At 66.0% G+C, this 24,671-nt stretch carries 18 protein-coding genes; 10 read left to right on the top strand and 8 right to left on the bottom strand.

Annotated elements, in window-relative coordinates; translation table 11 throughout:
- Genes LQV39_RS09895 through LQV39_RS09910 form a run of 4 tightly spaced genes read left to right on the top strand, consistent with a single transcriptional unit; the run spans window position 1 to window position 3,433 of the window.
- Complete coding sequence (locus LQV39_RS09895) at window positions 1-1,302, top strand: MFS transporter (RefSeq protein WP_230024871.1); 1,302 nt, start codon at window positions 1-3, stop codon at window positions 1,300-1,302.
- 56 nt (window positions 1,303-1,358) lie between these two features.
- Window positions 1,359-1,775 carry a CopG family transcriptional regulator gene (locus tag LQV39_RS09900; RefSeq protein ID WP_230024873.1) on the top strand — a complete coding sequence of 139 codons (417 nt, stop codon included), beginning with the start codon at window positions 1,359-1,361 and terminating at the stop codon, window positions 1,773-1,775.
- A 10-nt stretch (window positions 1,776-1,785) separates the two neighbouring features.
- Window positions 1,786-2,853, top strand: a complete 1,068-nt coding sequence (locus tag LQV39_RS09905) for a PHB depolymerase family esterase (protein ID WP_230024875.1) — start codon at window positions 1,786-1,788, stop codon at window positions 2,851-2,853.
- A 40-nt stretch (window positions 2,854-2,893) separates the two neighbouring features.
- A complete protein-coding gene (locus LQV39_RS09910) occupies window positions 2,894-3,433 on the top strand; it encodes a DUF2058 domain-containing protein (protein WP_230024877.1) in 540 nt (179 codons plus the stop codon).
- Window positions 3,434-3,448: 15 nt separating this feature from the next.
- Here the strand turns inward: LQV39_RS09910 and LQV39_RS09915 are convergent, their stop codons facing one another.
- From LQV39_RS09915 to LQV39_RS09950, 8 genes are all read right to left on the bottom strand, one after another.
- Entirely contained in the window at window positions 3,449-4,360 is a 912-nt protein-coding gene (locus tag LQV39_RS09915; protein WP_230024879.1) for a helix-turn-helix domain-containing protein, read from the bottom strand.
- Between the two features lie 101 nt (window positions 4,361-4,461).
- The gene (locus LQV39_RS09920) at window positions 4,462-5,034 is read right to left on the bottom strand and encodes a lipocalin family protein (protein ID WP_230024881.1); all 573 of its coding nucleotides are present in this window, start codon (window positions 5,032-5,034) and stop codon (window positions 4,462-4,464) included.
- Between the two features lie 72 nt (window positions 5,035-5,106).
- On the bottom strand, window positions 5,107-5,703 hold the full coding sequence (locus LQV39_RS09925) for a hypothetical protein (RefSeq protein WP_230024883.1): 597 nt from the start codon (window positions 5,701-5,703) through the stop codon (window positions 5,107-5,109).
- The gene (locus LQV39_RS09930) at window positions 5,700-9,557 is read right to left on the bottom strand and encodes an AMP-binding protein (RefSeq protein WP_230024885.1); all 3,858 of its coding nucleotides are present in this window, start codon (window positions 9,555-9,557) and stop codon (window positions 5,700-5,702) included. The genes LQV39_RS09925 and LQV39_RS09930 overlap by 4 nt, the downstream gene beginning before the upstream one ends.
- A 21-nt stretch (window positions 9,558-9,578) precedes the next feature.
- Window positions 9,579-10,979, bottom strand: coding sequence for an aminotransferase class I/II-fold pyridoxal phosphate-dependent enzyme (locus tag LQV39_RS09935; RefSeq protein ID WP_230024887.1), 1,401 nt, complete (start codon window positions 10,977-10,979; stop codon window positions 9,579-9,581).
- Between the two features lie 12 nt (window positions 10,980-10,991).
- On the bottom strand, window positions 10,992-13,526 hold the full coding sequence (locus LQV39_RS09940; RefSeq protein WP_230024889.1) for a diguanylate cyclase: 2,535 nt from the start codon (window positions 13,524-13,526) through the stop codon (window positions 10,992-10,994).
- Between the two features lie 225 nt (window positions 13,527-13,751).
- Window positions 13,752-13,973 (bottom strand): hypothetical protein, encoded by a 222-nt coding sequence (locus LQV39_RS09945; RefSeq protein WP_230024891.1) that lies wholly within the window; start codon window positions 13,971-13,973, stop codon window positions 13,752-13,754.
- 187 nt (window positions 13,974-14,160) lie between these two features.
- The gene (locus LQV39_RS09950) at window positions 14,161-14,682 is read right to left on the bottom strand and encodes a host attachment protein (protein ID WP_230024893.1); all 522 of its coding nucleotides are present in this window, start codon (window positions 14,680-14,682) and stop codon (window positions 14,161-14,163) included.
- A gap of 177 nt (window positions 14,683-14,859) precedes the next feature.
- On the opposite strand from LQV39_RS09950, the gene LQV39_RS09955 reads away from it, so the two are divergent.
- From LQV39_RS09955 to LQV39_RS09980, 6 genes are all read left to right on the top strand, one after another.
- Window positions 14,860-15,069: a DUF2945 domain-containing protein gene (locus tag LQV39_RS09955; protein ID WP_230024895.1), complete on the top strand. Its 210-nt coding sequence runs from the start codon at window positions 14,860-14,862 to the stop codon at window positions 15,067-15,069.
- A 134-nt stretch (window positions 15,070-15,203) separates the two neighbouring features.
- A complete protein-coding gene (locus LQV39_RS09960) occupies window positions 15,204-15,569 on the top strand; it encodes a hypothetical protein (protein WP_230024897.1) in 366 nt (121 codons plus the stop codon).
- A gap of 638 nt (window positions 15,570-16,207) precedes the next feature.
- Window positions 16,208-19,285 (top strand): TonB-dependent receptor, encoded by a 3,078-nt coding sequence (locus LQV39_RS09965; RefSeq protein ID WP_230024899.1) that lies wholly within the window; start codon window positions 16,208-16,210, stop codon window positions 19,283-19,285.
- A gap of 69 nt (window positions 19,286-19,354) precedes the next feature.
- The gene (locus LQV39_RS09970; protein WP_230024901.1) at window positions 19,355-20,875 is read left to right on the top strand and encodes a tryptophan halogenase family protein; all 1,521 of its coding nucleotides are present in this window, start codon (window positions 19,355-19,357) and stop codon (window positions 20,873-20,875) included.
- A complete protein-coding gene (locus tag LQV39_RS09975) occupies window positions 20,872-23,538 on the top strand; it encodes a glycoside hydrolase family 2 protein (protein ID WP_230024903.1) in 2,667 nt (888 codons plus the stop codon). The genes LQV39_RS09970 and LQV39_RS09975 overlap by 4 nt, the downstream gene beginning before the upstream one ends.
- A gap of 128 nt (window positions 23,539-23,666) precedes the next feature.
- Complete coding sequence (locus tag LQV39_RS09980) at window positions 23,667-24,653, top strand: LacI family DNA-binding transcriptional regulator (protein WP_230024905.1); 987 nt, start codon at window positions 23,667-23,669, stop codon at window positions 24,651-24,653.
- The last annotated feature ends 18 nt before the right edge of the window (window positions 24,654-24,671 follow it).

The following is a 24,671-nucleotide window of genomic DNA, read 5'->3' on the forward strand; positions in this document are numbered from 1 at the left end:
ATGGACAAGGCAGAACCGCATCACCTGGCGCCGCACACGGTGCGCCATCCGCTGGCCTGGGTGCCCAGCCTCTATCTGGCGCAGGGCCTGCCGTTCTACAGCGTGGCGCTGGTGGCGGGCCTGATGTTCAAGAGCATGGGCGTGCCCAACGAGCAGATCGCGCGCTGGACCGGCGTGCTCGGCCTGGCCTGGGTTTTTAAAGCCTTGTGGAGCCCCTTCCTCGAGCTTTTCCGCAGCAAGAAGCGGATCGTCGTGGTGCTGCAGATGCTAGGCGGCGTCGCGCTCGGCGCGCTGGCGCTGGGCCTGCAGCTGCCGGCCTGGTTCGCGCTGGCGATCGCGCTGCTGGGCGTGGTGTCCCTGGCCTCCGCCACCCACGACATCGCCGCGGATGGCCTGTACATCGCCAGCCTGTCGGCAAAACTGCAGGCGGCCTATGCGGGCTGGCAGGGCGCCTTCTTCAACGGCGCCAAGTTCCTGTCGCTGGGCGGGCTGGTGATCCTGGCCGGCTACCTTGAGCAGAAGGTCGGCCCGCAGCTGGCATGGGCCACCGTGTTCGGCCTGCTGGGCACCCTGATGGCGGGGCTGGGCATCTACCATGCGTGGGCGCTGCCCGGACCGTCCGGCAGTCCGGCGGCGGCAAGGGCGCAGGCGGCCACCATGCGCGGTACCTTGAACGTGCTGGTCGACGTGATCCGCGCCTTCTTCGCCAAGCCAGGCATCTGGCTCGGCATCCTGTTCATCCTGCTGTTCCGCACCGCCGAGGGCCAGGTCCAGACCATCGGCCCGCTGTTCCTGCGCGACGCCCGCGCGATCGGCGGCATGGGCCTGTCGACCCAGGAAGTGGGCGCGATCTACGGCACCGCCGGCACCGCCGCCTTCCTGGTCGGCAGCATCCTGGGCGGCTACTTCACGTCCTGGATCGGCCTGAAGCGCGCGATGCCCTGGCTGATCCTGGCGATGAACGTGCCGAACCTGGTGTTCTATTACCTCAGCATGATGCAGCCGGAATCGCTGGGTGTCGTGACGGCGTCGCTGGCGGCCGAGATGTTCGGCTATGGCTTCGGCTTCGTCGGCATGATCCTGTTCATCATGCAGGTGATCGCGAGCGGACCTTACCAGACCGCCCACTACGCGCTGGGCTCGGGCTTCATGCAGCTGGGCTTCGTGCTGTCGAAGGTGGTCAGCGGCGACATCCAGCAGGCGCTGGGCTACCGTCATTTCTTCCTGTGGGTTGTCTTGTCGGCAATCCCGGTGCTGGTGCTGACCCGCTTCGTACGGCTGGAACCGCTGGAAAAAGCATAATCAGCCCTTGAAATACTCTCCTTATACTCCACATGGAGTATAAGGAGAGTATTTTCATGAAACTTGTCGAAGCAAAACCCAAATTTCCCGACACCGAAAAGGTGACGATCAACCTCGGCCTGGTCGACCTCGCGCAGATGGACTTGCTGGTCGAAGAGGGCTTTTATACCAACCGCACGGACTTCGTGCGCATGGCGATCCGCAAGCAGCTGGAGCAGCACGGCGATGCGATCCGACAGACCGTCACCCGCAAGCGCTACGTGATGGGCATGCAGCGCTATTCGAAAGCCGAGCTGGAAAAGACGGTCGCCGCCGGCGAGCGGCTGGACATCCACGTGCTCGGCCTCGCCGCCATCGACGACGACGTCACTCCCGAACTGGCGCGCGAAGCGATCGCTTCGATCCACGTGCTGGGCGCATTTCTAGCCTCGAACGCCGTCAAGGCGGCGCTGGCCGACCGCATCGAATCCTGAAGGAATACCCATGAAACCCTACGAACAATTCGTCGAGAACATCCTCGGCGCGGTGCGGAATGGCCAGGGCAAGGACCCGGCCGCCGCCACGGCGCTGATCCAGGAAGCCCTGCAGAAGGCCGGCCTGATGGGCGCATCGCCCGCCGCCGCGCGCACCGGCGCCAGGCCCTTCGCCACCCCGTTCGCCGACCTGAAAGCCGCGCCAGCCTGGGCGCGCGGCATGCCCGCGACAGGGCGGAGCACCGAAACGCTGGGCCCCGGCGCCTTCCTGGATGGCAGCTACACCAACGAAGCAGGCACGCGCCGCTACCGCCTCTACGTGCCCTCGCGTCCAGCGGCCGGACCGCGTCCGTTGGTGGTGATGCTGCATGGCTGCACCCAGAATCCCGACGATTTCGCCGCCGGCACCACCATGAACCTGGCGGCCGAAGAAAGCGGCTGCCTGGTGCTGTATCCAGAGCAGCCGTCCAGCGCCAACCATACGCAGTGCTGGAACTGGTTCGACGCCGCCCACCAGCAACACGGCCAGGGCGAACCGGCCCTCATCGCCGGCATGACCCGCCAGGTGCTGCGCGAGCATGGCGGCGACCCGTCCAAGGTCTATGTGGCCGGCCTGTCGGCGGGCGGCGCCATGGCGGCTGTTATGGCGGCGACGTATCCCGAGCTGTACGCAGCCGTGGGCGTGCATTCCGGCCTGGCGGCGGGCAGCGCGCGCGACCTGATCACCGGGTTGCAGGCGATGAAGGGCAAGCACCAGGGCGCGCGCAGGCAGGCGCCGGGCGGCAGCGTCCGCGCCATCGTCTTCCACGGCGACCGCGACGCCACCGTGCACCCGTCGAACGGGCAGGCCGTGTACCGCCAGTTCGGCGGCGGCGCGGCCCGCACCGAGATCGAGGAGCCCGGCAAGGGCCACATGAGAACGATGTCGCTGGACGCTGACGGCAAAGTGGTGGCCGAGCACTGGCTGCTGCACGGCGCCGGTCACGCCTGGTCCGGCGGCAGTTCGGCCGGTTCGTATGCCGATCCGTCCGGTCCGAACGCCTCCAGCGAGATGTTGCGCTTCTTCCTTGCGCAGTGATTTGCTATGCTGACGGCTTCGCACATACGGAGTACATGAGATGGTTTCCCTGCAAGAGCAGCTGCTCAAGGCCGGCCTGGTCGACAAGAAGAAGGTCAAGCTGGCCAACCAGGAAAAGAGCAAGCAGCACAAGATCGAGCTGCGCACCGGCGTCGAAAAGCAGAACGAGTCGCGCGAGGCCGCGCTGGAAGCACAGCGCAAGAACGCCGAGCGCGCACGCGAGCTGAACGCCCAGCGCGACGCCGCCGCGGCGCAGAAGGCGGTCGCGGCCCAGATCGCGCAGATGGTCACGACCAACCGCCAGCCCAAGGGCAATGGCGACATTCCCTACAACTTCACGATGGGGACGAAGATCGAGCGCATCCACGTCTCGGAAAAGGTGAGGGATCACCTGGTGGCGGGCCGCCTGGCCATCGTCGCCCACGGCGGCGGCTTCGAGCTGGTGCCGCGCGTGATCGCCGAGAAGATCGCCGAGCGCGCGCCGGAAAGCGTGGTGCGCGTGACCAAAGCCGCGCCGCAGGCGGTCGAGGAAGACGATCCCTATGCCGACTTCAAGATCCCGGACGACTTCACCTGGTAATCCCAAAGAGCGCTTTTAGCGCTTCTTGATCGGCAGCGCCAGCCAGCCGCGCCAGCGGCCCTCGGGACTGCGCTCGACCATCTGGATATGCGGCCGGGTGCTGTCCAGCCGCCACAGCGACTGCTTGTCGAGCCAGTCCTCGTACATGGAGCGGAAGCGCGGCCATTCCTGGTGGAAGTCCAGGCAGGCGTAGCTCCCGGCCGGCAGCACGCGCATGCCCATGCCCGGGTCGGCGCCGGCATCGTCGGCGTGGCCGAAGTCGTAGCAGTATTCGCTCTCTCCCGTAAAACCGGGATCCTCGTCGAACACCCCAAACCAGGGCCGGACTTCCGGCGCGCCGGCCGCGGCGTCACGCCGCTCGCGCTCGCAAACCACATCGTTGCAGGCGATCGACAGCGCCGCGCCGGACTGGCCGAAGAAGCGCTGGTAGCGCAGGACCACGGCCGGCAGCATGCGCACGGCGATGCGCGCGGCGATGGTGCCGGGCTGCGGCGGGCAGTAGGGCGCCAACAGCGCCTCGAGATTGTCCGGCTCGGCCACGAAGAAGCTGACGTCGCTCTCGCGCCCCACCTGCTGGTCCATGTATGCGCGCCAGCCGCCTTCGCGCCAGGCCTTGGCCGACATGGCGAACTGCTGCTTGAAGGCCTTGGCGAAGGCCGCGTTGGACGGGAAGCCGCAGTCCTGGGCGATGCGCACGATGGCCACGTCTGGCTCGTGGCGCAGCAGGTGGGCGGCGCGGCGCAGCCGGCGCTTTCTCTGGTATTCGACGGCCGAGAAGCCGGTCAGCTCGCGGAAGATGCGGTCGAAGTGGAAGGACGAATAGCTGGCCGACGCCGCCAGGCTTTTCAGCGCGAGCGGGTCACCGACCGAGTCCAGCATCAGGTCCATCACTTCGTACAGGCGCGATACGCGCGAGGGCGGCTTCATCCGGGTTTGTTTACGAAATAATTACAAATATGAAATAAGTATATTCCGTAAATAACCCGCCTTTGGCAAGCATTTGCCGCGTATGCATGGCCAAAGTGTTGTTAACGTGTGTGTTTTGTCGCCTCCAGGCGGTTGACGTCGAAGCCCTGGCGCGAAAGCCGGTCGAGCAGGCCGGCCATGGCCAGGCGCGGCACGGTGGGCGTGCGCGACAGGATCCACAGGTATTCGCGCTTCGGTTCGCTCACTGCCGCCAGCTGGAAGTCCGGGTCGAGGTCGATCACCCAGTAATCGCCCCACACCATCGGCAGGAAGGACAGCCAGCCCGGCGCGAAGCGCACTTCGAGCTTCGGCGAATCGGCCGGGCCGATCTGGCGCGCGCTGCCGACTGCCTCGTCGATGCGGCCGTCGGCGCGGCGGCAGCGGTTGATCACCTGGATGCCGCCGCCGGGCTGCAGGCTGTAATGCGCGGTGGTGTCGCGGTCGCACTGCTTCTGGAAGCGGTTCGGGTACTTGGCGATCTCGTACCAGGCGCCGAGGTAGCGCGGCACGTCCAGGGACGCGATGGATTCGAGATCGGAACCCTCATGGCGTTCGCGCGCGGCGGCCAGCACGGTCATGGTGGCGCCGAGCAGGCCAAGGGCGATCAGGGCGAGGCGGGAAACGGGTAGGGGCATGGCAGGCGTCCGTGGTCGATAACGCCGCCAGCTTAGCAGCTGCGGGCCGATGCCGTCGCCGGCCCCGGCATCTTACTTTTGGCGGCGTTCGACCGCGGCAACCCCGTTGGCCAGCGCCAGGATCAGCACCACCAGCGCCATCAGGCCGATGACGCTGGCCAGGTGCAGCACGGTGGCGGCCGGGCCGGTGGGCGGGGCGGCGATCGCGCCGGAGCGGTCGAGCATGAACAGGGCGACCAACACCACGCTCACCAGGGCGCTCCACAGCAGTGCCGGGCGCAGGCCGCCGAGCAGCATCGCCACCGCCGGGCACAGCACGAACCAGGGCGTGGTCGGGGCGGCCAGGCCGCCCAGGTAGACTGCCATCCAGACCTTCAGCAGGAACAGGGCGCCGACGAACAGGTCGCGCGCGGCGGCGATCGGCAGGCCGGCGGCCAGCGTGAAGGGCGTCACCATCATGACGATGCCGGCGGTCAGCACGACCATGCCCACCGAGTCGAAGCCGAGCAGGTGGTACATCATGGTCAGCAGCGGCACGCTGGCCGCGGTGACGGCCGCCAGCACCGTCAAATTGCGCGCAGCCTGCCATTGGCGGGTATCGGCGCGCAGGGGCGCCGGGAGAATGCTGTCGAACAGCTTGATCATGCTATGGGGAGGGTGGGTGATCATTCTGTTCTCCGTTGGCGTTCCAGGAAGCCTGCGAGTTCGTTGACGCTCTGGTAGTCGAACAGCAGCTCGGGCACGATGGGCATGCCGAGGCGCTGCTCGAGTTCGACCGCGATCGAGGCGGTAGCCAGCGAATCCATGCCGAGCGCCGCGAACGGGGTGTCGGGGTCGATGCGATCGAGGGTCTGGCGGCTCTCGGTGCGCAGCCAGGCCAGCACGCAATCCTGGACCACGGCGTGGATGCCGCTGCCCTTGCCGTCACCTGCTTCAAGTGCGGGCGTCGAAGCCTCGGCCGGTGCCTGCACCGGTGCGGCCTGCGGCAGCGCAGCGGGTTTCGCGCCGGCGCGCAGCAGCAGCGCGTCCGGCTGCTGGTCTTCGCCCGGCATCTGCTGGTCGATGTCGCCGATCTCCTGGGCGTAGCCGGCCACCAGGGCCAGCAGGTCGCCGGAAGAACTGTAGGGGCGCTGGCCGGCGAGTTCCGCCAGCAGCGCCTGTAACTGATGATTGAAGCGGCGCCGCGCCCACACCACGGCATTGCTGGCCGCCTGCGCGTCGCCGCTCTGCGACTGCTGGCGGCGCTCGGCGGCGCCCAGCAGGAAGGCGCTGGCCGACAGTTCGCCGAGCTTGTAGTCGGTCCACTGGCGCGCCGCGATCTTCGAACCGAACAGGCGCTGCGCGCCCTCGGCCAGCGTGGCCACGCGGGCGATGGCGGCATCCAGCTCGGTGCACAGGGCCGACCTGCCGAGGGCGTCGGCCAGGAAGGCGCGCCCGGCGCCGCCCGGCTTGGCCAGCGCCGCGCCGAGGTGGGCGTACAGGGTCTCGGTCGGGCCTTCGAGGATGCGCAGCACGCGCGCGTCGCGCAGGATCTGCGGCGCGCCGTTGGATTCGATGTAGCCGCGCCCGCCCAGCATCTGCACCAGCAGGTCGGCCGCTTCGCCCAGCGCTTCGGTGGCGGCGGCTTTACAGGCGATATAGGCTTCGGCGGCAGGCGCGCGGCCGGCGTCGATTTCAGAGGCGATCGCATACACCAGCGCTTCGCTGGCCTGGATCGCGGCGGTCAGTTCCTGCAGGCGCACCACGGTCACGGCATTCTCGGCCAGCAGGCCGGTAGCAACCGTGCGGCGCGAGGCATAGCGCGCGATCAGCTGGGCGCAGCGTTTCATGGCGCCGACGCAGATCGCGCCGATGCCCAGGCGCGAGAACAGCATCGCGTCGTGGGCGGCTTCCATGCCTTCGCCCGGCGCCAGCAGCACCGCGTCGTCGGGCACGAAGGCATTCTCGAGGAACAGGGTGTTCTGGACCATGCCGCGCATGCCCATGGTCAGGGATTCCGGACCCTGCACCAGGCCCTCGTTGTCGGCGTTCACCAGCAGCGAGATCATGCCCAGCGGCGCGCCCTCGGCGCTGCTGGCCTTGGCGAACACGGTGGTCAGGCCGGCCCAGGAGGCGAGGCCGATCCACTGCTTTTCCGCGTTGACGCGCCAGCCGCCCGGCACCTTGACGGCGCTGGCGCGCAGGGCCATCGGGTTCGAGCCCGCGGCCGGTTCGGTCAGCGCAAAGGCCGCCAGCTGGCGCCCGGCGGCAAGCTGCGGCAGCAGGCGTTCGCGCTGGGTATCGCTGCCGAAGCGCAGCAGCGGGCGCAGGCCGAGGCCGTTGTGCACGCCGACCATGGTGGCGACCGTCATGTCGACCGCCGCCAGCTGTTCCAGCACGCGCATCAGGTCGACGGTGGCCAGATCCTTGCCGCCGGCGCTGCGCGGCGCCTGCAGGCCGAAGAAGCCGGCATTGCCGAGGTCCAGCACGACGTAGGGCGGAATCGTGCGGCGTTCGTCGATGACGCGCGAATTCAGGCGCCGCTGCGCGTAGCGGCGCAGCCAGACTATCATCTGGTCGGCGGTGCTGCGCGACAGGGCGCGCGCGGCGTCGGCGCTGGCCGGGGCCGGCGCTGGCACCGCTGGCGTCACGGCCGCCACGGAGGCTTGCGGCGCAGATGCCGGTGCTGCAGCCGGCGCGGTTGCCGGCGCCGGGCCGCGCGGCGTACGGCGGTCGAAGATCGAACCCGGCATCACGTAGACCAGCTCGAGCTGGCCGTGCAGCGCCAGTTCCTTGCAGCGCGAACGCTGCACCTTGCCGCTGGTGGTGCGCGGGAAGGTGCCCGGCTTGACGAACACGATCGAAGACACGGAGACGTCGAACTGCTGGGCGATCACCTTGACGATGTTCTGCGCCATCGCCTCGATGCGCGCCAGGTAGTCGTCCTTGGCCTTCTGCTGCTCGCCGCTCTGGGCCAGTTCCTTTTCCAGCTGCTGCGCCGCGCGCACCAGGCCGCGGTTGGCTTCGGCGACGATCGCCAGCTTTTCCTGGCCGCCGATCTCCACCGAGAAGGCCGCGCACATGTTCGGTTCGATGAAGTCGATCGTGTGTTCGATCACTTCCTCGATGTCCTGCGGGTAGACGTTGCGGCCGTTGATGATGATGAGGTCTTTCAGGCGGCCGGTGATGAACAGCTCGCCGTCGCGCATGAAAGCGAGGTCGCCGGTGCGCAGGAAAGGACCTTCGCCGGTCTTGGCCAGGCGGGCGCCGAAGGTGGCTTCGGTTTCGAGCGGGCGGTTCCAGTAGCCGTGCGCCACGCTGGGGCCGCTGACCCAGACTTCGCCGACGCGGTGGCTCGACACCGGTAGGCAGGTCTCGGGATCGACCACCAGCACCTTGCTCCCCAGGCCGACGCGGCCGGAGCTGACGATCTCGCGCGCGTCCGGATCGCCCGGCGCCGCATCGCGGATCTGGTTCCCTTCCAGCAGGGACTTGCTGACGGTGCGCACCAGCGGGCCGCGGCCGCGCGGGCCGCCGGTCACGAACAGCGTGGTCTCGGCCATGCCGTAGCAGGGGAACAGCGCGCTTTCACGCATGCCGGCGCCGGCGAAGGCATCGGTAAAGGCGCGCAGCGTGCTGGCGCGCACCGGCTCCGAGCCGTTGTAGGCGACTTCGAGGCTGGACAGGTCCAGCTGCGCCTTCTGCTCGTCCTTGACCTTGGTGGCGCAATAGTCCCAGCCGAAGTTGGGCGCGCCGGCGCAGGTGCCGCGGTAGCGCGTGATCGCGTCCAGCCAGATCATCGGGTTCTTCAGGAAGGCGGCCGGCGCCATCAGCACGCAGTGGAAGCCCACATGCATTGGCGAGACCACGCTGCCGATCAGGCCCATGTCGTGGAACAGCGGCAGCCAGCTCACCATCACGGTGTCCGGGTGGAAGCCGAAGCCTTCGCGGATCGACTCGACGTTGGCGGCGATGTTGCCGTGGGTGATGCGCACGCCCTTGGGCAGCGAGGTCGAACCGGAGGTGTACTGCAGGAAGGCGGTCATGTCGGCCGAGATGGCCGGCAGCGCGGACGGATCCCCGGATGCTTCCAGGACGTCGGTGCACATGCATTCGCGGTTCGAAGCATCCACCAGCGACAGGCTGGCCTTGATCGCCGGCTCGACGTCGCTGCGGGTCAGGATCAGGGCCGGGTCGGCGTCGTCCAGCAGGGCCTTCAGGCGGCGCGAGGCGCGGCTCTTGTGGGGGATGGTGGCCGGCACCGCGATGATCCCGGCCAGCAGGCAGGCAAAGTAGACGGTGATGAATTCGAGGCCGGCCGGGTAGAGCAGCAGCGCGCGGGCGCCCGGCTCGGCATGCTTGGCCAGCGCGGCGGCCAGCGCGGTGGCGCGGCGTTCCAGCTGGCCATAGGTCAGCTCGTCGATCTTGCCGTCGTCACGCAGGAAGGTATAGGCCAGGCGGTCAGGCGTCTGCCGGGCATGCTGGCGCAGCCGCTCGTGCAGCAGGACGCATTCATTGTTGACCGTGTCGATGTCTTCCCGCATTTGTCCCAAGCTAGCTCCTGATTACTGCCGGCGGCGTGCTTCTCCGGCAGCGATGGCGTCGCGCGCCCGGGCCACCGTTTGGCCGATGATCGGTGCAGCGCGTTTAATTTGCTGCATATTATGGTTGGACATGAGCTGCAGGCGCAAGCGCGAAGCGCCGACCGGCACCCCGGGGAACTCGACCTGGTTCACGAACACCGACTGTTCAAATAGCAGTTTGCCGGTCAGGCGCGAGACTTTTTCGCTGCCGATCAGCACCGGCACGATGGCCGAGGGGATGCCCATGCAATGCAGGCCTTCGCCCGCCAGCTGGGCGCGCAGCCCGTCCACGTTGCGCATCAGGTCGGCGCGCAGCGAGTCGCCCTCGTCCGAACGGATGATCTGGATGCATTCCAGAATGACGGCCGACTGTACCGGCGACAGCGCGTTCGAGAACATGTGCGGCCCGGCGTACAGCTGCAGGTGGCGCTTGACGGAACGCGAGGCGGTGGCGACGAAGCCGCCGTTCGAGGCGAAGGATTTCGAGAACGCGCCCATCACCAGGTCGATCCGGCCCAGCATGCCCTGCTGGGCGATGCAGCCGCCGCCGCCCGGGCCCATGGCGCCGAGGTCGTGGGCCACGTCCACCAGCAGGGTGGCGCCGTATTCGTGGCACAGCGCCTGCAGCGCAGCCAGGTCGGGCGTGTCCGAATCCATGCTGAACAGGCCTTCGGTGACGACCAGGATGCCGTGATCGGTGTCGCGCGCGCGGATCGCGCCCAGCAGTTCGCGCACGTGGCCGACGTCGAGGTGGCGGTTGATGCTGACGTTGGGCGTGGCGGCGCTGGCGCCCTGGCGCAGCGAGGCGTGGGCGAACTGGTCGATGACGATGTGGTCCTGGGCCTGCACCAGCGCGGTGATGGCGCCGAAGGCCGCGCCCCAGCCGGTCGGGAACAGGGCGACGTGCTCGGTCGCGACCAGGCCGGCGATGGCCTCCTCGAGCGCCAGCGAGGTGCGGGTATTGCCGAGCAAAACAGCCGAGCCGGCGCTGTGCGGGCCGGCGTCGCGCAGCGCGCGCGCGGCGGCCTCGCTCACCTGCGGGTGCGAGGCCAGCGACAGGTAATCCTGGGACGCGAAATTGATGCCGCGTGCGCCGTTGCCGCCTTCGTCGCGGATGCTGGCGATCGGGTGCGGGGCGCCGTCGAGCGAACGGGCGTATTGCCACAGGCCGTCGGCGCTACGCGCCTTGTGCCAGGCTTCGACCGGCTCGGTGCGGCGCAGCAGGTCGGCGCCGCGCGGCTGCGCGAACTGGGCCGCGGTGCCGCCGAGCGAACCGTTGCCCAGCATGGCGTCGACCTGGCGCGCGAGTTCGCGCTCGGCCGCCAGTTGCGGATCCTCATCCGTATCAATCGCTTCGTGGTCCTGTATCGATGGAGTAGACATGCGTATTCCCTGTTAGGCGACATGCAGGGCGGGGCCCTGGTCGGTAGCGGCTTGCTGGCGCAGCAGTTCGGCCACTTTGTCGGCCGCCAGCGGACGGTGGAAGTAGTAGCCCTGGGCGTAGTCGCAGCCCATGGCCGTCAGGTCGGCCAGCTGCTCTTCGGTTTCGACCGCTTCCGCGATCACCGCCAGCTGCAGGCGGTGCGCCATGTGGATGATGGATTCGGCCAGCGCATAGCCGCGCGCGCCGGTTTCTCCCTGGCCGAGGCGGGTGACGAAGCTGCGGTCCATCTTCAGGATATCAGCCGGGAGCTCGGTCAGGTAGCCCAGGCTCGAATAACCGGTGCCGAAATCGTCGATCGAGACCTGGACCCCGGCCTGGCGCAGCGTCTGCAGGCCCTGGCGGTTCATCTCCATGTTGTCGATCAGGATGCCCTCGGTGATCTCGAGGTCCAGGCAGGACGGCGCGATGCCCGTCTCGGCGATGATCTCCAGCACGCGGTCGACCAGTTCCGGATGCTTGAGCTGGCGCGCCGACAGGTTGACCGCCGTCTTCAGCGCCGGCAGGCCGGCGTCGCGCCAGGCGCGGTTCTGGGCGGCGGCGGTACGCAGCACCCATTCGCCGATCGGCACGATCAGGCCGGTCTCTTCGGCCAGGGTGATGAAACGGCCCGGCTCGATGCGGCCGTACTGCGGATGGTTCCAGCGGATCAGCGCCTCGACGCCGACGATGCGGCGCGTGGCGATGTCGACCTGGGGCTGGTATTCCAGCAGCAGCTGGTTCTGGGCCAGCGCCTCGCGCAGGTGGTTCTTGAGGATCAGGCGCTCGCTCGGCGGCAGCGGCGCGTCCGAGGAGTAGACCTGCACGCTGTTCTCGCCCCACATCTTGGCGCGGGTCATCGCGGTGTCGGCGCGCTTGAGCAGCGTGTCGATGTCGCAGCCGGGGGCAGGGAAGGTGGCGATGCCGACGCTCAGGCTGACGAAGGATTCGCGCTCGCCGGCGCGCAGCGGCAGGGCGAAGCGGTCGAGGATCTTTTCCGCCACCTGCTGGGCGTCGCCGAGCTGGGCCAGGTCTTCCAGGATCACGATGAATTCGTCGCCGCCCCAGCGCACCACGGTGTCGGAATCGCGCAGGCAGTCGCGCACATTGGCCGCGATCTGGGCCAGGATGGCGTCGCCGGCTTCATAGCCGAGGGCTTCGTTGATGTCCTTGAACTTGTTCACGTTCAGCAGCATCAGGCCGACCAGGCGCTCGTTGCGGATCGAGCGCGACATCGCGTGGTTCAGGCGGTCGCGCAGCACGCGCCGGCCGAGCAGGCCGGTGAGCGGGTCGCACTGGCTGGTGTCGGTCAGCTCCAGCGGCAGCAGCGCCGGCGCGGCTTCCGCTTCCGCCTGGACTTCGGCCTGCTCGCGCGACAGTTCGACGGTCTGGCCATAATTGATGACCCGGTTGCGGCCGCTCGACTTGGCGGTGTACAGGGCTTCGTCGGCGCGGGTGACGGTCTGGCCGATGGTCTCGCCCAGGCGGAACTGGGCCACGCCGATCGACACCGAAACTTTCAAGTCGCTGGAGACGTCGCGGAACATGAGGCGCTCGATGCCCATGCGGACCCGCTCGGCGAACAGCATGGCGTCTTCCAGCGAAGTCTCGGGCAGCATCAGCAGGAATTCCTCGCCGCCGTAGCGGCCGAAGGCGTCGCTTTCGCGGATCTGCTTCTGCACCGTGACGGCAAAGCTGCGCAGCACCGCGTCGCCGGCGGCGTGGCCGTAAGTGTCGTTGATGCGTTTGAAGAAGTCGATGTCGAGCAGGCAGACGCAGAAGGCCTGGGCGCCTTTGACCACGCGCTCGCGCTCCTGCTCGATCAGGCCGATCAGGTGGCGGCGGTTATGGCTGCCGGTCAGTTCGTCGCGGATCGCCAGCTCGTTGATGACGTTCAGCGCCTGCTCCAGCTTGATGAAGCCTTTTGTCTTGGTCAGCTCGAACAGCAGCACGAACACGACGATGACGAGATAGAGGCCGAGGTCGCACAGCAGGTAGAGCAGGTCCATGTCCTTGACCGGATGGGCCGGCAGGGCGACGCCTATCAGTGGCAGGATATAGATGGCGGCCACCGCGCCGCAGCTCATGGCCAGCCAGAACACGGCGGTCCCGACCCCGCCCAGGAACATCGCCACCACCGGCGCCGTGATCAACCAGCCGGCGGTGGGCGCGTTTACCCCGCCTAAATTAAAAGTCAGCCAGGTGAAGTTGAAGAATACCGCGCACAGGAAGACTTCGCGCGCGATCGCGATGCTGCGGGTCGCCCTCAGCAGGAAGGGCGCAACGAACATGAAGGCGCAGCAGGCCAGGATTTCCTGGGCCGCCGTCGAGAAGCCGAGCAGGTAGTAGGCCAGCGAGTAGAAGGGCCCCGAGAGCGCGGCCAGGACCACGGCGTTGACGACGTTCTGCGCCCGCGTGAGCTGGGCAGCGTTCTGCTGCGCCTCGACGGGGATGAACCAGTGGATCGCCGTCATGTAACGGTCGATCAACCTGGAACCGATATTTTTCATGGAGTTTCTCGGCTTATTGCCGGTTAATTATTGTTATACGCAGCAACGATACGTCTTGAAAATGTTTCCAGAGGGAATTTGCCGATGTTAGCATGTTCGCGAACTTGCGCTATACCAATTTGATGACTATGCGTATGGACCAAGACTCAGCTGTTGTACGGATGCCAGCAAGCGAAGTATTACCGCCAACACTGCACCAGGATGGTGCAAAACATTGGCGGTAGATTATTGAATTTGAGTGCGTTTCGCGCCCACCGACATGTTCAGCAGCCACTTCGAGATCAGCCGCTTTTTTAATAGAGGCTGCTCGGTGAGAGCCCGGGTGTCTCCGGACAGGGTCTGCAGGCGCCAGATCGCCAGGCCGGTGGACAGGAAGGAAATCGCGATGACGATCGCAAAGGCTAGTCTGAGTTGATGGCGCACGCTGGCGTTTATTGCTCGAATCACATTGGCTCCGCTACGAGAATTGCAAAGTGACAATGAGTATTGCCACATGGAAAGATCGCAAGAATACCAGCGGGATGCGGAAGTGGATATGCTTTTTGGATAGAAAATCGAACAGGCGTGCGGTAAACGCCACATATGAAAACGCCAACTTTGTCGGCTGGCGTTGTCCTGGACAGCTAGTGAAGACTTACTGCAGCCTGTTGGCGCGCTGGGCTTGCAGCTGCTCGCGGATCTGTTCGCGCAGTTGCTGCGCGTTGGAGTGGGTGTAGTCCTTGTTCACCTCGAGCTTGATCAGCGGCTTGATGTGCGAATCGAGGTAGTTGCGCAGGGCGCCCAGGAATTGCGGCGAGGCCGAAATCACCAGTTGCTGGAAGCGGCCTTCCTGGTGCGCGTCCATCAGGTATTTCGAGATTTCCTTGGCAAACTGCTCGGCCTCGTGTTCCTGCGGCGTCTGGGCCGGCTGGTAAGCCTTGTTCGGCGCGCCGGCCTTGGCATTGTGGGCGAAGCCCGCGGCCTCGTTGCCGCCGATGTTATGGCTGCTGCTGCCGGCCGCGGTGCGCCCGACTTCGTCGGTATTGATTTCCGAGGTGCGCATGCGCGCGGCGCTGCTGATCATGTCCTCGATTTCTTCCAGCGGCTCCGACGGATCGGCTTCCGAAAAAATCCTCGCGCGGCCGGCGTTGGCCGACACAATCCAGGTCGTCTGCATATTACCCCCTGTCAGTCGATGAAACGTGATGGATGGATCGGCATTGCGTGCCGATCATGGCTTGAATTCAGTATAGCCAAGGTTCCGAATGGCTGGCGTCACGTATCCAGCCGGTAAGGAACGCTGCGGGGAAGGGCGCTGTGTTCAAATAACTGTCCAGGACAAAGGAGGCCCATCATGACCCAGACGTTCAAGGCAGGCGACAAAGTGGAATGGCATGCATCGCAGGGCGCGGTGCGCGGCACGGTCAAGAAGAAGCTGACCGCGCCCACCGAGATCAAGGGCCACCACGTGGCCGCTTCGGAAGAAAATCCGGAATACCTGGTCGTGAGCGACGAGACCGGGGCCGAGGCGGCGCACAAGCCCTCGGCGCTCAAGAAGATTTAGGGGCTGCGCCCAGCTAGCCTAATGCGCCAGCATTCGCTTGCTTGCAATCAGTTACTTTTCGCTGTCAACTGGCAGATTGCGATATCGTTATCTGGTGATGCACGTATGTTCGTGTCGTCCCTATTGGAACCATCATGAAAAAGCTCTTGCTCAGCGCCACGCTCACCCTTTTTATGGCAAGTGCAGCGTTCGCCCAGACAACGGTGCCGAATCCGGTTGCCCCAACGACTGCAACTGCTCCAGCGAAGGCAGCTACCGGCGGCGCGGCAGCGAACCCGGCCAAGGCTGACTCTGCGAAGCCAGGCAAAGCAGACAAAGCGCAGATGGAGCAGGCCCCTGGTGGCGGTGACGGCAAAGTGTGGGCGAACGAATCCAGCAAGGTCTACCACTGCGAAGGCGACAAGTACTACGGGAAGACCAAGAAGGGTTCGTACATGGTGGAAGCGGACGCAAAAGCGAAAGGCTTCCATGGCGTGAAGGGCAAAACCTGCTCCAAGTAGTTAGCGCCAGCTTGTCCGGCCGGTTTCCAAGCCGGCCGTGTTCCTTGTTAGATTGTCGATCTATCGTTGGACACGACGACCGATTGAATGCGCAACTCTAAGCGGGCTTTCCGAAGCCACGAATTAATCGACGAGCTTCTAGAGGATCCGCTGCCCGTCCTTCCATGTCTGGACAATGCGTCCTGATGCTTTGGATTTCCCTCACTGACACGCTGCAATATTGGCATAGCCTACAGCGGCCGCTGTCGCGATTGCCGACTGTCCGCTTTTGGCCGGTTGCGAACGCTTGAAGCGCCACTCTACAACCCCGCTGCCAGGACTGTCACCCTCTGCAAAGAAGTCACTCCTGCGCAGCGCGATCCCTATCTACACGCCCTGTTTATGAAACACGGGTAAGCCCGCGCCTTCGCCCTTACATCCCGATCGCACCCCGAAACAGCGCGTGTTTACGAAAACACGGCTAAACTGCGCGCCGTTTTTCAAATCTTGTTGAGCCTGCAAAACCAAGTTTGTATAACTCCACTAGGGCGCAGTGCGATGCCCCACGGCGCAGGGACGCTGGAACAGCCGTTTAGTAAATGGCCTCGGTAGCGTCAGATAAAAGAAGCCCATCCATAGGGCACACAAGGAGATTTCACATGATGTTCAGGAACACCCCGATTGCCGCGGCAGTCGCCCTGGCCCTGTTGAGCATTGCCAGCGCGCATGCGCAGACCACGCCCGCCGACACTTCGGCTGATACGAAGGCTGATGCCAAGCAGCCGGAAAAAGTGATCGTGACCGGCTACCGCTATTCGATCGAGAAGAGCCTCGACCAGAAGCGCAACGCCAACGCCATCGTCGACGTGGTCACCGCCGAAGACATCGGCAAATTCCCCGACAAGAACGTGGCCGACGCGCTGCAGCGCGTACCGGGCGTGATCATCGACCGCAGCGGCGGCGAAGGCAAGAACGTCAGCGTCCGCGGCCTGTCCTCGGAACTGACGCTGACCCAGTTGAACGGCAATTACGTCGCCACCGCCGAATCCAACGGCGATCCTTCGCGTTCCTTCAACTACATGCTGATGCCCTCGAACATGCTGGGCAGCGCCGAACTGTTCAAGACGCCGGAAGCGCGCATCGACGAAGGCGGCATCGGCGGCACCGTGATCCTGCATACCCGCCGTCCGCTGGACGTGAAGTCGGGCAGTGGCTTCGTCAACGCCGAAGGCACCTGGGCCGACACGAGCAAGAAGGGCGACGGCCAGTTCTCCGGCCAGTACGCCTGGCATGACGAGAGCAACCGCTTCGGCGTGCTGGTCGGCTACACCCAGCAGAAGCGCACCACCCGCACCATGAGCGCCACCACCGAAAACTGGAGCTGGTACGGCGACGACTACGACGCTCATCCGGCGACGGACGTCAACGGCAAGCCCTCGGACATGACCAGCTACTGGTGGGGCCAGTCGGGCTTCTACGACCAGAGCGGCAAGTACTACACTAACTTCATGATGCCGACTTCGGTCAACTTCAACGTGAAGGAAGAGCAGCGCGAGCGCAAGGGCGGCCAGCTGACCCTGCAGTTCAAGCCGATGCGCAACCTGAACCTGACCGCCAATTACTTCCGCTTCGACCTGTCGCAGAACTCGCAGACCAACACGCTGAAGGTCCCGGAATGGAACCTGGCGCGCTACAGCGGCGACGGCAACTGGCCGGGCGGCCGCATGCTGGACGGCCTGACTTTCGACCCGAGCGGCACCATCGTCACCGGCGCCAACTACAGCGTCCATCCGGGCAAGACCTATTACTGCAGCGAAGACCAGGCCAAGGCCGCAGGCCAGAAGCCGGGCGGCTGGGGGCCGGACGATTGCACCATCCCGACCCCGCAGATCACCGGCAGCTATAACCGCGAAAAAGCGAAATCGCAGACCTTCGACATCGGCGCCGAATGGAAGGGCGAGTCGCTGGACGCGAACTTCCTGGCCGGCCGTACCTGGGCCGGCGGCGGCCCGTCGCTGCAGTTCAGCATGCCGATCAAGCCGCGCATGCAGAATGCAGACGGCAGCTGGACCCTCGGTAACTACGCCAGCAGCTGGAACCTGAACGGCACGCCGACCATGACCTTCTCGCCGGAGCTGATGGCCAACCTGGCCAAGGGCATCGGCGAGATCGACCTCGGCTCGACTTCGTCGTCGTGGACCCGCAACAGCACCAAGCAGAACTACGCCCAGGCCGACTTCACCTGGCACAACGACGGCAGCAAGTGGCTGGATTCGCTGCAGTTCGGCGCCAAGTACCGCGACGGCGGCACCCACCGCAACACCGGCAACAACTACTGGGTCTGCCCGGGCAAGGACGCCAGCAATTACGACAACCGCTACCAGGCCGGCTGCGACCCGACCGCCAACAAGTTCCAGCCCCAGTTCCTGTACGGCCAGTCGCTGGACAATATCGCGGGCGGCATCCAGGCCAGCGCCTTCCCGGCAATCGACTACGCAACCTACGTCAATTACCTGAACAAGACCTACGGCCAGATGCAGACCCGTAACGAAGACAACTTCGTGTACAACGTCGGCGAAAAGATCACCTCGGCCTACCTGCAGGCCAACATCAAGACCGACCGCCTGCGGGGCAACGTCGGCATGCGCCTGGTCCGCACCAAGCAGCATGCCGATTCGACCGACCAGGTCGAGAACTACAAGGACTACTTCTTCAACGGTCCGAACGGCACCCCGGCGCCTTGCCTGGCGGGCGGCGCCCCGGCTGCCGGCGCGCCTAGCGGTTCGGGCTGCGTCAGCGGCTTCACGACCCTGCCGGACAGCATCGCACGCACCCAGTCCTTCGTCGTCAGCTCGCTGGACCGCACCTACAACGACGTGCTGCCCAGCCTGAACCTGGCCTACGACCTGACCGATACCCTGCTGCTGCGCGCAGCCGCATCGAAGGTGATCTCGCGTCCGAGCTACGGCGACATCGCTTCGCCGGGCGGCCTGCAGAACTTCAGCCAGGAATATGTCAACGACCGCCGCCTGATCGGTGGCGGCGGCAACCCGGGCTGGTTCGGTTCGGGCAGCAACAAGAACCTGGAGCCGTACAAGGCCACCCAGTTCGACCTGGGCCTGGAATGGTACTTCCAGCGCGGCTCGGTGCTCGGCCTCGACGTGTTCCGCAAGAACGTCAGCAACTTCTCGGTGCCGGTCGTGATGGACGTGGTCCTGAACGTCGGCGGCGAGAACGTGACGGTGCAGAACTACTCGACCAGCGCCGGCGGCCGCAACGGCGTGTCGCAGGGCGCCGAGCTGTATGCCCAGCACACCCTGTCGAACGGCATCGGCTTCCAGTTCAACTACACGTACAACAAGACCAACCAGGCCGCCATCACGCTGGAAGACGGCACCAACGTCGGCTCCTCGCCGCTGGTGGGCAGCGCCCGCAACCAGGCCAACCTGACCGTGTTCTACGAAACCGACAAGCTGCTGCTGCGCGCTTCGTACAACCGCCGCGGCGAGGTGGTGGACGGCCTGCAGAACGGCTTGAACGTGTATGAAGACCCGTACAGCCAGATCGACCTGAACGCGGCCTGGAACTTCACCAGCCAGTTGAGCCTGACCGCTTCGGTGCTGAACCTGACCAGGCAGGAGACCCGCGCCCACCTTGGCAACGACACCAAGGACCGCTTCTACTCCAACGGCTACGCCGGCCGCATCGCGTACGTCGGCCTGAACTACAAGTTCTGAGTTGCCCCTTGCTCCCCGGCCTGCCTGGCCGGGGAGGTCTTTTTTGGAGGCTGCAACTTGGAGGCTGCAATGAGCATGCAGGACAGGATCACCAGCATCACCATCGTCGGCGGCGGCAGCGCGGGCTGGATGGCCGCCGCCGCCCTCGCCACTTACCTGGGCAAGAGCGCCGCCGTGCGCCTGGTCGAGTCCGAGGAAATCGGCATCGTCGGCGTGGGCGAGGCCAGCGTGCCGCACATCCGGCTGTTCAACGGCCAGTGGCTCGGCATCGACGAGGCGGAATTCGTCAAGCGCACCCAGGCCACGGTCAAGCTGGGCATCGAATTCAAGGACTGGAGCCGCATCGGCGACAGTTATATCCACGGCTTCGGCGCGATCGGACGCTCGCTCGGGCCGCTGCCTTTCCACCAGTTCTGGCTCAAGCTGCGCCAGGCCGGACGCGCCGGACCGATCGGTGACTACTCGCCGCAGACTGTGATGGCGCCGCGCGGCAAATTCGCGCCGGGCGACCGCAAGGCGGCGCCGAATTCGCCGCTGGCCGACATCGCCTACGCTTACCACTTCGACGCCACCCTGTACGCGCGCTACCTGCGCGAACTGGCGGAGCAGCGCGGCGCGACGCGCATCGAGGGCAAGGTCGTCAAGGTCAACCAGCGCGCCGACAACGGCTTCATCGAATCGGTGACGCTGGAGAGCGGCCAGGTGGTGGAAGGCGAGCTGTTCATCGACTGCTCGGGCTTCCGCGGCCTGCTGATCGAGCAGACCCTGAAGGCCGGCTACGAAGACTGGTCGCACTGGCTGCCCTGCGACCGCGCGCTGGCCGTGCCCAGCGCAAGCACCCATCCGGTCACGCCCTACACGCGCGCCACCGCGCGCAAGGCGGGCTGGCAGTGGCGCATCCCGCTGCAGCACCGCACCGGCAATGGCCATGTGTATTCGAGCCGGCATATCAGCGACGACGAAGCCGCCGCGACCCTGCTGGCCAACCTCGACGGCGAAGCCCTGGCCGAACCGCGGCAATTGCGCTTCAGCGCCGGCATCCGCAAAAAATTCTGGGACAAGAACGTGGTAGCGATCGGGCTGGCCAGCGGCTTCCTGGAACCGCTCGAATCGACCAGCATCTACTCGGCGCAGTCGGGCATCACCCGCCTGCTCAGCCTTTTCCCCACGCGCGATTTCAATCCGATGCTGGCGGAGCGTTACAACCGCGAAGCCGCCTTCGAATACGAGCGCATCCGCGACTTCATCATCCTGCACTACCACGCCACCGAACGCAGCGACACGCCGTTCTGGGACAACTGCCGCACGATGGAAGTGCCGGACACCCTGCGCGAAACCATGGACCTGTTCCGCGTCGACGGCCGCTACTTCCGCAACGGCGAGGACTTCTTCGCGCTGCCGAGCTGGGTGCAGGTGATGCTGGGCCAGGGCATCGTCCCGCAGGGCTACCACCCGATGGTGGACGAGATGCCCGAGGACAGGCTGGTGGAGCTGGTCGAAGGCATGCGCGGCACGCTGGCGCATGCGGTGGAGTCGATGCCGACCCACGAGGAGTGGATCGAGCGTTACTGGAAGGCGCCCATTGTATGAGCGCGCGTCCGTTTGCGCGGCTGTTGTTGGGGCTTTTACTCGCTGCTGCCGCCGTTTCGGCTCGTGCTGCCACGCCCGAGGGATTCGTGATCGGCAAGGGCTGGCAGTTCCGGCTCGTATCCGGCAATGCGCAGGGGGCGGCGCATCCGGAAGCGGCGCCATGGCGTGCAGCCACGGTGCCGGGCACCGTGCACACCGACCTGCTGGCGAACAAGCTGATCCCCGATCCCTATGTCGGCGCGCCCGAAGCGGGCCTGCAATGGATAGGCCTGGGCGACTGGGAATACCGCACCCGTTTCGACGCCCCGCGCGCCGCGCTGGCCAGCGCCCGCAGCGACCTGGTCTTCGACGGCCTGGATACCTTTGCCGAAGTCTGGCTGAACGGCGCCAAAGTTCTGGATGCCGACAACGCCTTCCGCACCTGGCGCGTGCCGGTGCAGGGCAAGCTGCGCGCGCAGGGCAACGAGCTGCGCATCGTCCTGCATTCGCCCATCGCCAGGCTGCTGCCGCAGGTCCAGGCCATGCCGCACAAGCTGGCCGGGAATTATCCATCGCCCTACGGCGACGAGCCGAAGGAGGCGATGACCGCCAACTTCGTGCGTAAACCAGGCTATCACTATGGCTGGGATTGGGGGCCGCGCTACGTCACCGCCGGCATCGGCAAGCCGGTGGTGCTGCAGAGCTGGAACACGGTTCGCATCGATCATCTGCAGCTGCGCCAGGACCATGTGGACGAAGCGCGCGCCGATGTCGCCGCGGTGGCATCGCTCGATGCGGTGCGCGATGGCGGCGTCGACGTGCGCTTGTGGCAGACCGCGCCGGACGGCAAGCGCTCGCTGGCGGCGCAGAAACGGGTCGAGCTGCATGCCGGCGACAACCGCATCGAGCTGCCCGTGCACGTCGAGCGCCCGCAGCGCTGGTTCCCGAACGGCTACGGGAAGCAGCCGCTGTACCGCTACGAGCTGGAAGTCGGCGAGGGCAAGGCGACGATCGCCAAAGCCGGCGCGCGCACCGGCCTGCGCAGCATCGAATTGCGCCGCAAGCCGGATGCCAGGGGCCGCGGCTTTTATTTTGCCGTCAACGGCATTCCGGTCTTCGCCAAGGGCGCGAATACCATCCCCTTCGACATGTTCCAGCCGCGGGTCACCAAAGCCCAGCTGCGCCGCGTGCTGCAGTCGGCGGTGGACGCCAACATGAACTTCCTGCGCAGCTGGGGCGGCGGTTATTACGAGAGCGAGGACTTCTTCGACCTGGCCGACGAACTGGGCCTGCTGGTGTGGCAGGACTTCATGTTCGGCGGCGGCATGCAGCCGGCCTATGACGAGGCCTTCCGCGCCAACGTCGTCGCGGAAGCACGCGACCAGGTGCGGCGCCTGCGCAACCATCCGAGCATCGCCCTCTGGTGCGGCAATAACGAGGAAGAGATCGCGTGGAAGTACTGGGGACCGGGCAAGGAGATGACGGCGGCCGCGCCCGAATTCGCCGGCAAGGTCTGGAAAGGCTATGTGCAGCTGTTCGGCGCCGACCTGCGCAAGGTGGTGGCGGAGGAAGGCGGCGGCATCGCCTACTGGGCCAGCTCTCCGAGCGACGACCTGGCGGAAGTCGCCAACACCCCTGCCAGCGGCGACATGCACTACTGGGAAGTCTGGGGCAATCCGGCGCACCCGCCCGTGAAATACCTGGAGATCACGCCGCGCTTCATGTCCGAATACGGCCTGCAGGCCTGGCCGGTGCAGCGCACCATCGACGCCTTCGCCAAACGCGCGGAACAGGGCATCGCCACGCCGGTGATCGAGGCGCACCAGAAATTCCTGGCCGGGAAGGGCAACGAAAGGCTGATGAAGTACGTGGCCTATGAATTCGGCGAAACCACCGACTTCCCGACTTTCGTCTACCTGAGCCAGGCCGCCCAGGCCGAAGGCATCGAACTGGCGGCCCTGCACCACCGCGCCAGCCGTCCCTTCACCATGGGGTCCCTGTACTGGCAGCTCAACGACGTGTGGCCGGGCGCCTCCTGGTCCAGCTTGGACTGGTTCGGGCGCTGGAAGGCGCTGCAATACCATGCGCGCCGTTTCTATGCGCCGGTGGCGGTGGCCGCCTTGCGCGATGCCGCCGGCAAGACCACGGTCAGCCTGCTCAACGACCGCACGCAGCCGGTGCGCGGCGAGCTGCGCCTGCGCGTGATGAGCCTGGACGGCAAGCTGCTGCGCGACGAACGCAAGAAGGTCGAGCTGGCGCCGCTGTCGGCCTCGAGGATGGCCGATTACGTCGATGCGGACCTGCTGGGCGGCGCCGATCCGGCGTCCACGGTCGCCGTGTTCGAGCTGCGGGCCGAGGGCGAGCCGGCTTCGCGCGGGATGGTGTACTTCAAGGCGGCCAGGGACATGCGATGGCCGGAGGCCGGCCTGCATGCCGATTTGCGCCGCGACGGCCAGGGCTACCTGCTGGACCTGCGTGCGGACAGGCTGGCGCGCGCCGTGTGGATCGATTTCGGCAATCTGGACGCCGAGCCGGCCGACAATGCCCTGACCCTGCTGCCTGGCGAAAGCCTGACGATGCGCGTGGCGTCGAAAGCCAGTCTTGAGGCGCTGCGCAAGTCCTTGCGGGTGCGTTCGCTGGCCGAGGTGCTCGCTGGCGGGAAATCGTTTACTAAAACGCGCTAAAAACGGGTGCTAAGCAGCGCCTTCGATTGACGCTACTGAGGCTGCTGGGATAAAACTCGTTTAATAAACAGAAGAATTTTGGAGACCTTGATGTATTTGACGCCGCCACGCCGCGCGAGGATACAGCCGTGAGCCAGGTCACCCTGCGCGACATCGCGGAGACCACCGGGCTGTCGATCGGCACGGTGTCGCGCGCGCTGAAGAACCAGGCCGGCATGACCGAGTTCACCCGCAACAAGGTGCGCGACGCCGCGCTGGGGCTGGGCTACGACTTCGGCCAGCTGAAGAAGGGCCGCATCCGCCGCATCGCCTTCCTGCTGCACAGCCAGCACAACACGCTGGCTTCCAGTCCCTTCTTCTCGCCGGTGCTGCAGGGCGCGGAAGCGGCCTGTCGGCGCGAGGGCGTGGCGCTGTCCTTCATCACGGTCGACCCGGCCGAGCCGGTGCTGGCGCAGATCCGCGTGCACCAGCCGGACGCCTTCGTGTGCGCCGGCTTCTTCGAGCCCGAGGTGCTGGACGCCCTGCAGCATGCCGGCAAGCCGATCGTGCTGGTCGACATGCACAGGCGCGGCTTCACCTCGGTCAACCCGGACAACCTGCGCGGCGGCTACCTGGCCACCCAGCACCTGCTGCGCTGCGGCCGCAAGCGCATCGCCATGCTGTCCGGCTCCCTGGCCCACTACAGCATCCAGCAGCGCAACCGCGGCTTCCGCCAGGCCCTGTTCGACGCCAAGGTCCATGCCGACCCGAGCCTGGAAGTCGTCGTGCCGTCGATGGGCGAGGGCGACGAGGGCGTGGCCGAGGCCATGCGCAGCCTGCTCAGCCTCCCGAAACGGGCCGACGCGGTGTTCTGCTACAACGACAGCACCGCGCTGGCCGCCATGAAATTCTGCCTGAACGAGGGCATGAAAATCCCGCATGACATCGCGATCGTCGGCTTCGACGACATCGCCGCCGCCGCTGCCGCCATTCCGCCGCTCAGCACCATCCACGTGGACAAGGAAGCGCTGGGCCGCGCCGGCATCGAATTACTGCTCAACAAACCAGACGAAAATCCATCCCAGATAACCGTGCCAGTCGAGATGGTCGTGCGCGAAAGCAGCTGCGACGACTAGAGCACACCTGACCCAGAC

This window comes from Massilia sp. Bi118 (genome assembly GCF_918697865.1).
Lineage (GTDB): Bacteria > Pseudomonadota > Gammaproteobacteria > Burkholderiales > Burkholderiaceae_D > Telluria.